We start from the raw sequence: 14729 nt of genomic DNA, 5'->3' as shown, positions 1-14729 counted from the left end.
GGGTCATGGCCATGTTCGTGCACCTCGCCTCCTCGGCCGACGACCGCCGCATCCGCCGTTCGGGCCTGCGGGCGGACAGTCGTGGTCAGGGCGGCGCGCGCGGCGTCTACTGCTTCCCGGTGCTGCCGTCCTACACGCTCACCCATCAGTGGCTGCGCGAGCTCGCGTGGTTCGGTACGCGCGGCAGCCTGGTGGCCGTGCACGTCCGTATCGACGACGCGCAGCCGGTGCTCGTCGGCCACTACTCCGAGCGTCGGCGCGACGGGCAGGCGACGGTCCCGGCGGCCGAGGCGGTCCGCCGCGTCGGCGCGCTGGCGGATCCGCGCGGCTGGGAGGTCTTCGTCCCGCGGGCGATCACGGCCGCGGAGGTGCACCGGATCCGCCCGGTTCCACAGTCGGTCGGCTGGCGTCACCTCCCGGACGCCCACGGCCGGCGTCCCTGCACCTGCTTCGGCTGTCGTGAGCGCGGCGCGTACGGCGCCCGCCGGTTGCGCGAACGCCACCCGCATCCGCTGGACGGCCCGCCGCCGCCCGTGCCGGTCCTGCTGGCCCGTCTCGCGGCGGCGGGCGAGCCGGGGGAGTCGGCGGTGGTCAATGAGGCATTGCGCTGGTTCGGCATGCGCCGCCGCGGCCCGGTCGCCGAGCTGGCCCGTTTCGCCACCCCACCCCGATCCCGAGGTGCGCGAGAACCTGGTTTACGCCGTCGCGGGCTGGTCGACGCCAGGTGTCGCCACTCTGCTGGACACCCTTGCCAGCGACCCTTCCCGTGACGTCCGCGAGACGGTGGCGGCATGCCGAGACGACGAGGACGACGAGGACGACGAGGAGCAGGGGGACGAGGGGGACTGAGGGAGCCGGCGGGTGCCCGTTGCCGCCGGTCGGGCTGTCGGGCGGTCGGGCGTAACCGGGCCGGCGGAACCAGGCCAGGCGGTGACGGGGCGTCTGGGACACTGCCGTTGACCGTGGCCGACGAGGGGAGCGCCGGGTGAATCCGTACGGGCTGCAGCCACCGCCGCAGGCGCCGACGCGCCGCGGGGTGGGCGCGGTGGTGGCGGCCGGCGTCGTGCTCGGCTTGGTGGCCGGGGCGGTGAACGCGCTGTTCTCGTTCGGGATGGTCTTCGCCACCGACAGCTGTGGCACCGGCGCGCCGAGCGGGAACGCCGCGATCTGTGACGGGGGCACCTGGACGGTGGTGGTCGCGTTGCCGTGGGCCGGGCTGCTGGTCGGCGTGGGCGCCGGTCTCGCGGTGGCCGTGGCCCGAGTGCGGCAAGGGCGTTCGGCGTGGCCCGGCCCGCTGGTGGGGGCCGGGGTGTACGCCGTGCTGCTGGCAGTCGCGCTGCTGGTCGTCCTCGGCTGAGGCGAGTGCGGTCCGGGCGGGTTCAGCCGAGGAGTTCGACGCGGACGGAGTCGCCGTCGCGGACGGTGCGCAGGGCCTGCGGGTCGCCGTCGAGAGTGCCGAGCAGGTTGCACGGGCTGGCGAGGCGGCACTCGTCGCCACGGGAGATCGGGGTCGGTCCGAACGGGAGGGCGAGGCTGTCGCCGTCGGTCCAGAAGGCGACGGTGCCGGGCTCGACGACCTGCCGGGCGTCGGGCTCCACGGGGACGCTGACGGGGGTGCCGAAGTAGACCTCCTGCCCCCAGGTGTTCGCCGTCGACTGGAACGGCAGGGCCGTGCGCAGCGCCTCGCTGGTCGGGGTGGAGCGCAGGGTCGCGGTGGCGGTGCCGGCGGGCCAGATGATCCGTATCTGCATGGCAGCAGGGAAACCCCGGCTTCAACAATTTGTCAATGGCGTCTCACGATACCGTCACCGCATGGCTGAGACCCGGTTGACCACCTCCTCCTTCCTCGTCCTCGGCATCATCGACCAGCTGGGCGAGGCGAGCCCGTACGACGTCAAGGTCGAGGCGGCGCGGACCGTGGCGCCGTTCTGGGCGATGCCGCACGCGCAGGTGTACGCGCAGTGCGACCGGCTGCTCGCCGCCGGTCTGCTCTCCGAGGTCCGCGAGGAGGGCGGCCGCAACCGTCGCGTCATGCGGCTCACCGAGGCCGGCTCCGGCGAGCTCGCCGGATGGCTGGCGGACTCGGCCTTCGTCCCGGTCGAGGCGCGCGAGCGCGGCATCCTCAAGCTCTGGTTCGGCGGCCGTCCCGACGTGCACGCCCCCGTGCAGGTCGTCGAGCACGAGCGCACGCTCGCGGAGTACGAGGGTCTGGCGGAGTCCGTGGGGGAGTTGATCACGCGGGGCCAGCGCGAGGCGTTGGAGTTCGGCATCCGCTACGAGCGGATGATGGTCGAGTTCTGGCAGTGGGTGGAGAGCCGCGGCGCCGCGGTCGCCGACGACGTGAGCTGACTCCTCGGTAACAACCTCTTGACCCGTCCCTGGTTCCGCCCTACCTTCTCGATAGTCCAGGAAGGACTATCGAGCGCGCGAGGGGGCCGCCGTGAACCGTCCTACGAGCCGGGCCAGGACCGGTGTCAGCTGGGGACGCCTGGCGGCGATCGTCGTCATCGCCGTCGGCATCGGCTACGCCCCGATCGCCATGACCGAACTGTGGCCCTACGCCCACCCGGGCGCGCCCGCCATCGGTGAGTCCTTCCTCGCTCACCTCACCAGCCCCCGCTACGTTGCCGACGCGCTCGCCACCCGGATCAAGCCCTATGACCACAGCCTTGCCGCGCTGATCGTCCACTCGGTGCTCGGCGGCCTGCTGATGCTGCTCGGGCCCCTCCAACTCCTCACCGCGGTGCGGCGCCGGGCCCGCCTCCACCGCACGCTGGGCGTGGTCTTCGCCGTCACCGTCTACGTCTGCATGGCCGGCGCCGCGATCTACCTGCTCCGCACCGCCCCGCGCGACGCGTTCAGCGGCCCCGCCTTCTGGATCGTGCTGGCGACCATCCTCGTCGGCACGGTCTTCAGCGTCACCTTCGGGATCGTGGCCGCCGTCCAGCGCATGCCGGAGATCCACCAGCGCTGGATGCTGCTGTGCTACGCGTTCCTGATGACCGCGCCGCTGCTGCGCTTCGAGTGGGGCGCGCTGCCCGTGCTGTTCCCGGGCATCCCGATGACGCAGATCAACCAGATCGCCGTCATGCACCTCGGCTCGCTGGTCGCGGTCGGCGCGCTGGTCGCGTCCCGGCGGCTGGACCGCCGGGAGGAACTGGCCGGGATGGGGCGCAGTTGGGTGCCGTGGTGGGTCCTGGCCGCGGCCGCGCTCGTCGGGGCGGCCGCGCTGGGGTGGCTCACCTCGTCGCTGCTGGCCGCCGGCGGCGCGCAGAACCACCGCCTGGTGCTCGGATACCTCGTCCCGTTCGGGGCGACCGCCGCGCTGATGACGTGGCGCATCCTCGTCGCACGTCGGAACGGCCGGAGCTGGGCGGGCGAGGAGTGGCGGATCCACCTTGTCGCCCTGTGCCTCGCTCCGGTCTTCTCGGCCGCCTGCGTCGTGCCGTTCCAGCGTGCGCTGGGCGTCGACCAGACCACCGCGGTCGCGGCGGGAGCCGCGATCGGCTGCGGCGTCCTCGCCTTCTGGGCGACCGCGGTGGTGGGCCTGCGCGCACTGGTCGCCCGGGAGATCACACGGGCGCGCGACGTCAGCGGACCGTCTCCAACTCCAGCCCGAACGGCAGCGTAGCGGTGTGCAGCACCCCCATCCGCTGCGTCGCCCGGGTGAGTGCCACGTAGAGCTCGTTCGCCCCGAAGCCGTCCGGCTCCACGACGAGCACCGTGTCGAACTCCAGCCCCTTCGCCTGCGCCGGAGCGAGCAGCACGACCGGCTGGGTCAGGTCCGGTGACACGCCCCGCGCGGCTTCGGGCACTACCGCTGCCAGGGCGTCCAGCTCGGCTTCGGGGGCGATCACGGCCAGCCGCCGATCCGGCGCGGTGTGTTCGGCGACCGCCTTCGCCACCGCGCCGGGCAGCTCCTCGGCTGTCGGGACGTTCAGCGCCCACGGCCGCACGCCCGTGCTGCGCACGGAGCGAGGCGGGGTGAACGACGGGTCCGCGGTGCGGGGGACCGCCGCGGCCGTGTCCATGATCTCGGCGGGGGTGCGGTAGTTGACGTCCAGGACCACGCGCTGCCAGCGGTCGGCGACGTGCGGACTGAGCGCCGCGTCCCAACTGCCGCAGCCGGCCGGTTCGCTGGTCTGGGCGGGGTCGCCGACCAGGGTCATCGAACGGGTCGGGCAACGGCGCATCAGCAGACGCCAGGCCATCGGCGACAGCTCCTGTGCCTCGTCGACGATCACGTAACCGAAGGCCCAGGTGCGGTCGGCCGCGGCGCGCTCCGCCGCGGTCCGGTGGTCGACCTCCTCCTGACGGTCCGCCAGGCGCTCGGCGTCGATGAGGTCGTGGGCGGCGAGGTACTCGGAGTCCTCGTCGTCGCGGTCCTCGAACTCCTGCGTGCGGGAGCCGTAGGAGAGGTCCAGCACGCCCTGCGCGTAGGCGATCTGTTCCTGCCGCAGCGCCTCCTCCGCCGCGCGGCGGGCCGAGTCGTCCTCGCCCAGCAGCTCCGCCGCCTCGTCGAGCAGCGGTACGTCCGCCGGGGTCCACTCCCAGCGGGCGGGGAGTTCGGGACGGGAGTCGTGCGGGCGGCGGACGGCCTCGGCGTCGGCGGGCGGGAGGTGGGTCGGCTCCTCCAGGTAGTCGGCGAGGAACTGCTCGGGGGTGAGCTGCGGCCACAGTTCGTCGATGGCGGCGTGGACGGCCGCGCTCGCGGCGACGGCCTTGCCGATCAGCGCCTGGTCGTCGGGGCCGAGCAGGTTCTCGTCGCCGAACGGGTCGTGGCCGAGGCGCTCGACCAACTGCTCGGTGAGCGCGTCGATGACGGCGAAGGCGAAGTGCGGGCGGGCGAGGTTGTGCGGCAGCTGCGTGGCGCGGGCGCGCTCGCGCGCGGCGGCGGCGATCTCCCGGGTGAGGATCAGCACGCCGTCGTCGTGCTCGACCACGAGCGCCGGATCGGGCAGCGCCTGCAGGTCCCGCAGGTGCGCGGCGAGCGCGTCGGCCATGGCGGCGGCGCCCTTGACCGCGGCGGCGGCCGGGGTGTCGGTGCCGGTGGCGCGGACACCGGGGAAGAGTTCGGCGGGGGTGGCCAGCAGGACGCCGGTCTCACCGAGGGAGGGCAGCACCTGGCCGATGTAGGCGAGGAAGGCGGGGTTGGGGCCGACGATCAGCACCGCGCGGCGGGCCAGCAGCTCGCGCTGGGCGTAGAGGAGGTAGGCGGCGCGGTGCAGGGCCACGGCCGTCTTGCCGGTGCCGGGGCCGCCCTCGACGACGAGGACGCCGTGGTGCGGGGCGCGGATGATGCGGTCCTGCTCGGCCTGGATGGTCTGCACGATGTCGTGCATGCGGCCGGTGCGGGCGGCGTCGAGGGCGGCCAGCAGCACGTCGTCGGCGTCCGAGCCCTCGAACCCGGAGCGCTCGGCGTCGCCGAGGTCGAGGATCTCGTCGTGCAGGGCGGTGACCCGGTTGCGCTCGGTGGTGATGTGCCGTCGGCGCCGCAGGCCCATCGGCTCGTAACCGGTGGCGAGGTAGAAGGGGCGTGCGATGTCGGCGCGCCAGTCCACGACGAGCGGCGTGCGCTCCTCGTCGTCCGCGCGAATGCCGAGGCGGCCGATGTGGTGGTCGGCGCCGTCGCGGAAGACCAGCCGGCCGAAGCAGAGGCCGTGCTCACCGGAGGCGTAGGCGGCGAGCAGCCCGGAGTTCTCGGCAACGCGCACGTCGCGTTCGAGACGGGTCTGAGCGTTGGTCACCTCCTGGCCCAGCGCGGCCTGGACGGCGGACTCGGCCTGCGCCTCCAGCGCGCCCAGACGTGCGCGGAGCAGGTCGATGAATTCCTGTTCCTGGCGAATTCCGTCGTTTGACAAAGCCGCTCCCGCTCGGATATAGTGAAACCGTAAAGATTCCTCGACTTTCTCGACCCGTGGTCATGAGAACTGACGAGGAATCTCTCAATATACGAGCGGAAAGACCGGGATGCAATCCCGGTCTTTTGTGTTTTTCAGGTCGTGAGCAGGACGCCCGCGTAGGAGACGGCCGCGATCAGCATCCACGAGGCCAGCCCGACCAGCAGGGCCCGGCGGCCGGTCCGCAGCAGGTTCCGCACGTCGACGGTGCTGCCCAGGGCGAAGAGCGCGCCTGCCATCAGCAGCTCGTCGATCTGGTTCGCGGTGTCGACGAACCCGGCCGAGAGCCACCCGGTGCTGCGCAGCGCCATGCAGGCCAGGAAGCCGACCAGGAACAGCGGCAACGCCGCCGGACGCTTCTCGCCCGCCGCGGTCCCACCCGCGCGGCGGGACCGCACCAGCGCGACACCGGTCACCAGCGGGGCGAGCAGGGCGACGCGCATCAGTTTGACCACGACCGCCTGCCCGAGCGCGGCGGCGCCCGCCGTCTGGCCGATCGCGACGACCTGGCCCACGTCGTGCACGCTCGCGCCGGTCCAGCGGCCGAACTGAAGGTCGGTGAGGCCGAGCGGGTGGTGCAGCAGCGGCAGCACGGCGATCGCGAGGGTGCCGCAGAGCGTGACCAGCGCGACGGCGGTGACGGTGTCGCGCTCCTCGCTCTCGGTGACGCCGTTCATCGCCGCGACGGCGGAGGCACCGCAGATCGAGAAGCCGGTGGCGATCAGCAGCGGTTGGTCGCCCGGCAGGCCGGCCTTGCGCCCCAGCCACTGGGTGCCGAAGAAGGTCGCGGCGACGACCGCGCACACCAGTACGAGGGTCGGCCAGCCCAGCGACAGCACGTCGCTCAGGGCGAGCTTCAGCCCGAGCAGGACGACCGCCAGCCGCATCACCCGCTTGGCGGCGACCGCGAGGCCCGGCCGGGTGGCGGCGGGCAGCGCCCGGACGTCTCCCGCCCGCAGGTTGCCCGCGAGGACGCCCAGCGCCACGGCGGCGGTCATCGGAGAGACGGCCGGCACCAGGTGGCTCACGCCCTCGGCGACGGCGACGGCCGCCCCCGCCGCGACCAGTCCGGGCGCCGTCCTGCCGACGTTCGCGCGTGCGGCGGTGAGGCGCTCGGAGAGCCGCGAGGGGGTGGTCGGGCTCTGACCGAGGCGCGCGGGGATGATCGTCACGAGACCACTCTTGGGCGGTGGCGGTGGAGGCGGTAGCCGAAAACCCGGTGGCACGTCATAGGGTTTCCCTATGACCGACGACCATGCGACCGACGACCACGCGGCGCAACGGCACGGGCCGGGCGATCCCCTGGGCGGACCGGCCGGCGGCGCGGCCGCCGCGCGGACGCCGGCGTCGCGGCGGCTGCCGGACCTGGAGACGCTGGAGTTGCTCGTCGCCGTGGCCGACACGGGGAGCATCGGGCGAGCGGCGGCCCAGCAGCAGATCACCCAGCCGGCCGCGAGCGCGCGGCTGCGCACCCTGGAGCGCAAGCTCGCGCTGCAACTGCTGGACCGCTCACGGCAGGGGTCACGGCTGACCGACGCGGGGCTCGTCGTCACCGACTGGGCGCGAGGGGTGCTGGAGCAGGCCCATGTGCTGGCGGAGGGCCTCGCCGCGCTGCAGGCGCAGCAGCGTGGCGAACTGCGCCTCGCCGCGAGCCTGACCCTGGCCGAACAGCTGTTGCCCGGTTGGCTGGTGAGCCTGCGCCGACTCAGCCCCGCGACGCACGTCGGGCTGCGGGTCACCAACAGCCACCAGGTGATCGAGGCCTTGCGGCACGGCGAGGCCGACCTCGGGTTCATCGAGGGCCCGTTCGTCCCGCGCGACCTGCGTTCGCTCGCGGTCGGGCGGGACCGGCTGGCCGTGGTGACCGCCCCGGACCACCCGTGGGCGCGGCGCGGCACGCCCGTCTCCGGCGCCGAGCTGGCCGAGACGCCGCTGCTGCTGCGCGAGCCCGGCTCCGGCACGCGCGACACCCTGGAGCGCGCGTTGCGGCCGTGGGTCGGGCCGTCCGTGCCGGTGCTGGAGCTCGGGGCGACGGGCCCGCTGCGCAGCGCGGCGGCGCAGGGCGCGGCCCCGGCGGTCCTGTCGCTGTTGGCGGTGGCCGACGATCTCACCGCAGGGCGGCTGGTCGAGGTGCCCGTGGCGCCGGAGGTGGCGCTCAGTCGCGTCCTGCGCGCGGTCTGGCGCAGCGGCACCGAGCTCACGGCGCCGGCCAGGCTCCTGCTGGACGTGGCCCGGCGCTCCTCCCGCTCCCGTCGCGACGAGGGGTAGGGCGTGCGTCTGCTCAGGCCTTCGCGGGGTACTGGTCGTGGCGGGCCCAGAGCTCGAGCCACTCCTCGTCGGTGAGTGTGCGGCCGCTCGCGGTGATCTCGGCGAGCGACTCGAAGTAGGCCTCGCGCGGGGCGCCGGGAGTGAAGAGGACGAGCATCGACGCGGGGGCGCCGGAGTCGTTGTTGAACGCGTGGATGCCGCCCGGCGGCACGTGGAGGAAGTCGCCCGCGCCGGCGTCGACCCACGCGTCACCGTTGTAGAGCGAGACGGTGCCCTCCAGGACGAAGAACGACTCCGACATGGTCCGGTGGAAGTGCCCGCTCGGACCGCCCGTGCGGTCGGCGCTCATGTCCCAGCGGTAGAGGCCGAACCGGCCGTCCGTCGAGGCGCCGGTGGCGAGGTGGTGCACCTGGGTGCGGGTGCCGATCAGCAGGTCGGGTGCGGCGTCGGCCCGCCGCAGCGTCGCGCTGACCTGGCCGGACTCGTCCAGGTAGCGGGCGGGAGGGTAGGACATGGCGGGCTCCTTCGGATCGCGCTGCTCGGTCGCTCACCGACAGTCTTCCCGCGTGAGTGGCCCGACGGGCAGGGCCAATCCGGACGAGATCGTCTGGGCCACTCGCCGTGTCCGTGCGGGTCAGGCCAGGCCTGCGTGGCGCCGGGCGACCTCGGCCAGGACGGCCCAGTCGCGGTCCCCGTCACCGTGCGCGAGCGCGTCGAGGAGGGCGTCGCGCAGCACGCCGCCGAGGGGGAGCGGGACGTTCACCTCCGCGCCGGCCGTCAGCGCGAGGTTCACGTCCTTCAGCCCGAGCGCGGCGCGGAACCCGGCGGGCTCGTAGCGGCGGTCGGCGATCATCGTGCCGTAACCGGTGTGGACGGGGCCCGGCAGGATGCTGTCGGTGATCACGCCGATCAGGTCGGCGGGCTCGCCGCCGACCGCGTCGACGAGTGCGGCGGCCTCCGCCATCGCGCCGATGGCACAGGCGATCAGGTAGTTCGCGGCCAGCTTGTGCGCGTTGGCCAGGTGCGGTTCCGCGCCCAGCCGCCAGACGCGGCGTCCGAGCACGGACAGCAGTGGCTCGACGCGGTCGAGCGTCTTCGCCGCACCCGCCGCGAGGACGGTCAGCTGCCCGGCCTCGGCGACGGGCGGCCGTCCGAGCACCGGCGCGGCGACATAGCCGACGCCGTGGTCCGCGTGGACGGCGGCGGCTCGCTTGGCGAGCTCGACCGAGACGGTGGCCATGTTCACGTGCACCAGGCCCGGTCGGGCCCCGCGCAGCAGCGCCGGGTCGAGCAACAGCTCCACGGCACGGTCGTCCGCGAGCATGGAGAAGACCACCTCGCACGCGAACGCCCCGGCCGGGTCCGGTGCCGCCTCCGCGCCCTGCGCGACCAGTGTCGCGACGGACTCGGGGGAGCGGTTCCACACCCGCACGCCGTACCCGGCCCCCAGCAGCCTGCCGGCCATGGCGCGGCCCATCGCGCCCAGCCCGACGAAGCCCACCGTGCGGTCCGTCGTCCCGTCGGCCTGTGTCATGCGCGTCGCTCCCGTGATCGTTCCGCCGTTTCCGAGCCGTAATCTAGCCAGAATTCGGAGCCACCGGTTCTTTTTTCGGTTCGGACTCGATCAGTCGTTCGCCCGTCACCCCGATGCGGGAGGAATTCGGAATTCCGCTCAGCCGCGGCGGCCGGAGCGGCCGCCCTTCGCGCCCGGCTTGCCGCCGCGGGCCGCGGGCTTCTGCTGCCGCTGCTTCGGCTGTTGCTTCGACTGCTGCTTCTGCTGGGGCTGCGACGAAGCCGGCTTGCGGCCGGACGGCTTCTGCTTCGGCGCCTGGTTGGCGGCGGCCGTCGCCGTGCTGCCGCGCGAGCTGTTGACGGTGCGGCCGCGGACGATGCCGATCATCTCCTCGACCAGCTCCGAACCGCGGTCCTGTCGCCAGGCGAGCGCGATCTGCGACTGCGGCGCGTCGCCCTCGGGGACCGGCCGGTAGGTGAGGTCGCGGCGGTGGTGCAGGCGGGCCAGCGACTGCGGCACCAGCACGACGCCGATACCGGCCGCGACCAGCTCCAGGGCGTCCTTGGTCGTCTCCGGCCGCTCCTTGGCCGCCTGGCCGGGCGGCTGCCCGTCCCAGCCCAGCACGTCGTCCTGCGGGTGCAGCACCAGTTCCTCGGCGAGCTCGGCCACCGGCACCTCGGCGGCTTCCGCGAGGCGGTGGTCCTTCGGCATCACCACGACGGTCGTCTCGGTGTAGAGGGGGATCGCGTGCAGGTCCGTCTTGTCGACGGGCAGGCGGACCAGGCCCGCGTCCGCGTCACCCGAACGCACCGCGGGCTCGGCGGCCCCGGCCTGGACGAGGACCAGGTCGAGCGGGGTCTCCGGGAGCCGATCGGTCCAGACCCGCGCCCACTTGGCGGGCGTCACGCCCGGGACGTAGGCGAGGCGGAAGGCGGAGGAAGCGGGCGTCTCGGTCACGTGGCCAGATTACCGGGGGAGCGACGCGCCGTCGGCTCCGGCACCGTGCTGCAGCGGTGGCTGTGACCAGGGGTGTCCCACGCTCGCTACCCTTGACGCATGACTGCGAGCAAGCCCAAGACGACCCAGACGATGAAGCCCGCCACGGCGGCGAAGAAGCTCGGCGTGTTCCTCGGGGCCACCCCGGCCGAGTTCCAGGAGGGCGTCGTCTCGCGGGACGAGCTCAACGCCATGCAGGCGGACCCGCCGCAGTGGCTTGCCGACCTGCGCCGCAACGGCCCGCACCCGCGCCCGGTGGTGGCCGCCAAGCTCGGCGTCTCCGTCTCCGGCCTGCTGCGCAACGGCCTGGGCGAGCCGCTCACCACCGACGAGATCGAGGCCATCAAGACCGAGAACCCGCGCTGGCTGCAGCTGGAGCGGGACACGCAGGCGGAGGTCCGCAAGGAGACCGTGCGGATCAAGGAGAAGCAGGCCGCGGACGCCGTGCGCCGCGCCGCGAAGCCGCAGGGCGAGTGACCGGCAGATGACCGAGCCCGTCGCCACAGCCGATCTGATCGTTCCGCCGCTCTTCAACGGCCCGCCCGGTTCGGCCAACGGCGGGTACTTCGCCGGCGCGCTCGCCGGCCGCCTGCCGGGCGCGCCGGCGTCCGCGGTGGTGTCGCTGCGCAAGCCGCCGCCGCTGGACACGCCGATGACCGTCACCGTGACCGACGCCGGGGGCGTCGTGCTGCACCACGACGACCTCCTGATCGGCGAGGCGGCCCCGGCGGCGTTGGCCGGGCTGGGCACGCCCGAGCCCGTCCCGTTCGAGGCGGCCAAGGCGGCGGAGCAGGACTACCGCGGCCTGGCCCGGCACCCGTTCCCGGGCTGCTTCGCCTGCGGCACCGGCCGCGGCGAGGCCCCGGGCCTGCACCTGTCCGCGGGCGCGGTCGCAGGTGGCGCCGGCCTCCACGCCTGCACCTGGACGCCGGAGGCGTCCCTCGCGGGCCCGGACGGCGTCACCGTCCGCCGGGAGTTCGTGTGGGCGGCGCTCGACTGCCCGGGCGCCTGGACGATCGACCTCGAGACCCGCGACGTCGTCCTCGGCCGCATCACCGCGACCGTGCACGGCACCCCGTCCGTCGGCGAACCGTGCGTCGTCACGGCCCGCCTGATCGCCCAGGACGGCCGCAAGTACAGCACCGTCACGGCGCTCTACGGCAGCACCGGCCACCTCATCGGCGAAGCCGAGGCCCTCTGGATCGAGCTCCCGCCCCGCAGCTGACGGGAGCTGTCGGACCCGCGCCGTAGGGTGCGGGCCTATGACGGACACCTTCGACCTCGCCGCCCGCCTCCCGGCCGCCCTGCGCGACCGGGCGGAGGCCCGCTCGTTCCTCACGGACTTCGTGGCCCACTGGGCCGAGCGGCCGCTCCAGCCCGGCGACGGGTGCACCGAGGCCGAACTGACCGCAGCGGAGGAGCGGTTGGGCGTCCCGATCCCGGTGGCCCTGCGGGATCTCTACTCGCTGCTCGGCCGTCGGGACGACCTGACGCGCAACGAGCACCCGCTGATGGCGCCGGGCGAGCTGCGCGTCGTCGACGGCGCGCTGGTCTTCCGGACGGAGAACCAGGGTTGCTGCGTGTGGGGTGTCCTGGTCGACGACCTTGACCAGGAGAATCCGGCCGCGGTCGTCAGGGCGGATTTGGCCGACAAGTCCCAGGAGCGGTGGGAGTCGTGGGATGCCGGGCTCCAGGCCTCCTGTCTGAACCTGGTGATGTCCGAGGTACTGACGAGTGCCGGCTGCACGGGCTTCTCGGATTCGAGTGCGGACGCCGAGCATCTGACGACGTGGTGCACGGAGCTCCCCGCGTTCAGCTACGACACCCGTTGGTTCGTCGGCCCGGACGTGCTCGTACGGGAGGTCGGCGGCTGCTTCCTCTACGTCCGCGCCCGGTCGGAGGCGGCGCTGGAGTACTTCGAGGGGCGGGTGTCAGGCTTCTCCGCCTGCTGAGCCGGCGAGGCGGCGGGCCTCGGCGAGCACCTCGGCGTCGACGGATGCGGCGGTGCGGCCGGTGTACTCCAGCTGGTGGTACTCGTCGCTCAGGGACGCCAGCGTTTCGGCCGGGGGCAGGCGGTGGCCGAACTGCAGGTGAATCTCGTCGGCGAGCTCACGCGGCGTGAGCCGTCCGGCGAGGGTGTCCGCGGCGAGGAGGCGAGCCCAGGACTCCTGGGCGGCAGGGCTGCCGTGCGGGTGCAGCGTGAGCCCCAACTCCTTCATGGCGGTGGGGAGCAGGCGTGGGACGTCGTAGTCCGCGTCGCGGTGGTTGACCGCGGCCAGCTCACGCAACCCAGGGGTGTCCAGGCCTGCGACCAGGGCGTCGCAGGCCGCGTCCGCGAGGGCGGCGGCCGGGCAGCGGCCGTTGCTCCAGAGCGTGGCGGTGCTCCGGAGTCCTGCTGCGGCTTCGTCGGGCGTGGTCATGCCCGCCATCGTGGGGTGAAGGTTCGGGCGGTGTCGACGGGGTTACCCCGCGAGCGCCGACTCCGCGGCGGCCAGTGCGGCGGCGCGGGTCTCGGGGGAGAGGCCGATGCGGGTGCGGCGGTCGAGGAGGTCACCGGTGTCGAGCGCGCCCTCGTGCCGGACGGCGTAGAGGAGTTCGGCCATGGTGGTCCGGGTGCCCGGGGCGATGGGCTCCAGGAGCTTCGGGTCGCCCGCCGCCTCGGCGAGGACGTCGACGGCCTCGGTCCCGTAACGCTGCACGAGGCGCAGCGGTGCGGCGACGTGGGAGAGGGTGGCGCGGTCGGCGGCGCCGACCAGCGGGAGGTTGCGGGTGCGGCAGGGGGCCGCGGTGCGGCCGTGTGCCGCGAGGGCCGCGTCGAGGGCGTCCTCGGCCATGCGGCGGTAGGTGGTGAGCTTGCCGCCGACGACGGTGACCAGGCCGTCAGGGGTGGTCAGTACCGCGTGCTTGCGGGAGACGTCGGCGGTGCGGCCCGAGCCGGTGTCCAGCAGCGGGCGCAGGCCCGCGAAGGTGCCGATGACGTCCTCGCGTGAGAGCGGCGACCGCAGCGCGGTGTTGAGGGTGCGCAGCAGGAAGTCGACCTCGGCGTCCGTCGCCTCGGGGACGTCCGGGATCGGGCCGGGGGCCTCCTCGTCCGTCAGGCCGACGTAGACGCGGTCGTCGGGGGCGGGGAGGGCGAAGACGAAGCGGTTGGTCTCGCCGGGGATCGGGATGGTCAGCCCGGCCGTCAGCCCGCCGAAGGACTCCTGGCGGAACACCAGATGCGTGCCCCGGCTTGGTCGCAGGGTGATGGCGGGGGCGACCTCGCCGCTCCACACACCGGCCGCGTTGACGACCATGGCCGCCCGGACCGGAATGCTCTCGCCGGTGAGCGTGTCGGTCAGTGTCGCGCCGTTGCCGGAGGCGTCGCTGACGGCGCATCGGGTCAGGACCTGTGCGCCGTGCGCGGCCGCGGTGCGGGCGAGCGCGGTCACCAGGCGTGCGTCGTCGGTGAGCTGGCCGTCCCAGAAGACCAGGCCGCCGCGCAGCCCGGCGGCCTCGACGGTCGGCGCGTAACGCAGCACCTCCGCGCGGGAGAGGCGGCGCGAGCGCGGCAGTGTGGCGGAGGGCGTGCGGGCGGCGATCCGCAGCGCGTCGCCGGCGAGGAAGCCGGTGCGGACCAGGGCGGCGCCGGAGGCGCCGGTGCCGGGCAGCAGCGGGACGACCTGCGGCAGGGCGCGGACCAGGTGCGGGGCCGTCCGCTCCATCAGCACGCCGCGCTCGACGGCGCTCTCGTGCGCGATGCCGACGGCGCCGGACGCGAGGTAGCGCAGACCGCCGTGGACCAGCTTGGAGCTCCACCGGCTGGTACCGAAGCCGAGGTCGTGCTTCTCCGCCAGGACGACGGACAGGCCGCGCGAGGCGGCGTCCAGCGCGACGCCCGCGCCGGTGACGCCGCCGCCGATGACCAGCACGTCGACGGCCGGGCCGGGACGGCCGGCGGCCTCCCGCAGCGCGGCGAGGTCCCGGGCGCGGCGGGCGGCGTTCAGGGAGGCGGAGTGGCTGTGCTGCTGCATGGTCACGCGAGGGTCCTGTCTGCCGGGCCGGGGTGGGAA

At 74.0% G+C, this 14729-nt stretch carries 16 protein-coding genes; 8 read left to right on the top strand and 8 right to left on the bottom strand.

Going from position 1 to position 14729, the window contains the following annotated elements; genetic code table 11:
• Positions 1–5 precede the first annotated feature (5 nt).
• Both BMY61_RS29220 and BMY61_RS29215 read left to right on the top strand, forming a co-directional pair.
• Positions 6–770 carry a HEAT repeat domain-containing protein gene (locus tag BMY61_RS29220; RefSeq protein WP_342342540.1) on the top strand — a complete coding sequence of 255 codons (765 nt, stop codon included), beginning with the start codon at positions 6–8 and terminating at the stop codon, positions 768–770.
• 215 nt (positions 771–985) lie between these two features.
• A complete protein-coding gene (locus tag BMY61_RS29215; protein ID WP_042443096.1) occupies positions 986–1357 on the top strand; it encodes a hypothetical protein in 372 nt (123 codons plus the stop codon).
• Positions 1358–1379: 22 nt separating this feature from the next.
• Here the strand turns inward: BMY61_RS29215 and BMY61_RS29210 are convergent, their stop codons facing one another.
• On the bottom strand, positions 1380–1751 hold the full coding sequence (locus tag BMY61_RS29210; RefSeq protein WP_042443098.1) for a cyclophilin-like fold protein: 372 nt from the start codon (positions 1749–1751) through the stop codon (positions 1380–1382).
• A 61-nt stretch (positions 1752–1812) separates the two neighbouring features.
• Between BMY61_RS29210 and BMY61_RS29205 the strand changes: the two genes are divergently transcribed.
• Both BMY61_RS29205 and BMY61_RS29200 read left to right on the top strand, forming a co-directional pair.
• Entirely contained in the window at positions 1813–2349 is a 537-nt protein-coding gene (locus tag BMY61_RS29205; RefSeq protein ID WP_042443100.1) for a helix-turn-helix transcriptional regulator, read from the top strand.
• Between the two features lie 91 nt (positions 2350–2440).
• Positions 2441–3631 (top strand): DUF2306 domain-containing protein, encoded by a 1191-nt coding sequence (locus tag BMY61_RS29200; protein ID WP_042443101.1) that lies wholly within the window; start codon positions 2441–2443, stop codon positions 3629–3631.
• Here the strand turns inward: BMY61_RS29200 and BMY61_RS29195 are convergent.
• On the bottom strand, positions 3591–5846 hold the full coding sequence (locus tag BMY61_RS29195; RefSeq protein WP_042443468.1) for a HelD family protein: 2256 nt from the start codon (positions 5844–5846) through the stop codon (positions 3591–3593). The genes BMY61_RS29200 and BMY61_RS29195 overlap by 41 nt on opposite strands.
• 149 nt (positions 5847–5995) lie before the next feature.
• Positions 5996–7072, bottom strand: a complete 1077-nt coding sequence (locus tag BMY61_RS29190) for a YeiH family protein (protein WP_169791834.1) — start codon at positions 7070–7072, stop codon at positions 5996–5998.
• A gap of 70 nt (positions 7073–7142) precedes the next feature.
• On the opposite strand from BMY61_RS29190, the gene BMY61_RS29185 reads away from it, so the two are divergent.
• Positions 7143–8168, top strand: coding sequence for a LysR substrate-binding domain-containing protein (locus BMY61_RS29185; RefSeq protein ID WP_082014758.1), 1026 nt, complete (start codon positions 7143–7145; stop codon positions 8166–8168).
• Between the two features lie 13 nt (positions 8169–8181).
• Here BMY61_RS29185 and BMY61_RS29180 read toward each other — a convergent pair whose 3' ends face one another.
• From BMY61_RS29180 to BMY61_RS29170, 3 genes are all read right to left on the bottom strand, one after another.
• Positions 8182–8682, bottom strand: a complete 501-nt coding sequence (locus BMY61_RS29180; protein WP_042443103.1) for a cupin domain-containing protein — start codon at positions 8680–8682, stop codon at positions 8182–8184.
• Between the two features lie 120 nt (positions 8683–8802).
• A complete protein-coding gene (locus BMY61_RS29175) occupies positions 8803–9702 on the bottom strand; it encodes an NAD(P)-dependent oxidoreductase (RefSeq protein WP_042443105.1) in 900 nt (299 codons plus the stop codon).
• 138 nt (positions 9703–9840) lie between these two features.
• Complete coding sequence (locus BMY61_RS29170; RefSeq protein ID WP_042443106.1) at positions 9841–10638, bottom strand: LysR family substrate-binding domain-containing protein; 798 nt, start codon at positions 10636–10638, stop codon at positions 9841–9843.
• 99 nt (positions 10639–10737) lie between these two features.
• On the opposite strand from BMY61_RS29170, the gene BMY61_RS29165 reads away from it, so the two are divergent.
• The 3 genes from BMY61_RS29165 to BMY61_RS29155 are packed head-to-tail and all read left to right on the top strand — an operon-like array spanning position 10738 to position 12629.
• Positions 10738–11154: a DUF5997 family protein gene (locus BMY61_RS29165; RefSeq protein WP_042443108.1), complete on the top strand. Its 417-nt coding sequence runs from the start codon at positions 10738–10740 to the stop codon at positions 11152–11154.
• Positions 11155–11161: 7 nt separating this feature from the next.
• Positions 11162–11902, top strand: coding sequence for a hypothetical protein (locus BMY61_RS29160; RefSeq protein WP_042443110.1), 741 nt, complete (start codon positions 11162–11164; stop codon positions 11900–11902).
• Between the two features lie 37 nt (positions 11903–11939).
• Positions 11940–12629, top strand: coding sequence for an SMI1/KNR4 family protein (locus tag BMY61_RS29155; protein ID WP_042443112.1), 690 nt, complete (start codon positions 11940–11942; stop codon positions 12627–12629).
• Here BMY61_RS29155 and BMY61_RS29150 read toward each other — a convergent pair.
• Both BMY61_RS29150 and BMY61_RS29145 read right to left on the bottom strand, forming a co-directional pair.
• On the bottom strand, positions 12609–13097 hold the full coding sequence (locus BMY61_RS29150) for a hypothetical protein (protein WP_042443114.1): 489 nt from the start codon (positions 13095–13097) through the stop codon (positions 12609–12611). The genes BMY61_RS29155 and BMY61_RS29150 overlap by 21 nt on opposite strands.
• A gap of 42 nt (positions 13098–13139) precedes the next feature.
• Positions 13140–14690, bottom strand: coding sequence for a glycerol-3-phosphate dehydrogenase/oxidase (locus BMY61_RS29145; protein WP_042443475.1), 1551 nt, complete (start codon positions 14688–14690; stop codon positions 13140–13142).
• Between the last annotated feature and the right edge of the window lie 39 nt (positions 14691–14729).

The organism is Streptacidiphilus jiangxiensis, from assembly GCF_900109465.1.
Taxonomy (GTDB): Bacteria; Actinomycetota; Actinomycetes; order Streptomycetales; family Streptomycetaceae; genus Streptacidiphilus; species Streptacidiphilus jiangxiensis.
This window is presented reverse-complemented; position numbering and strand designations above follow the sequence as displayed.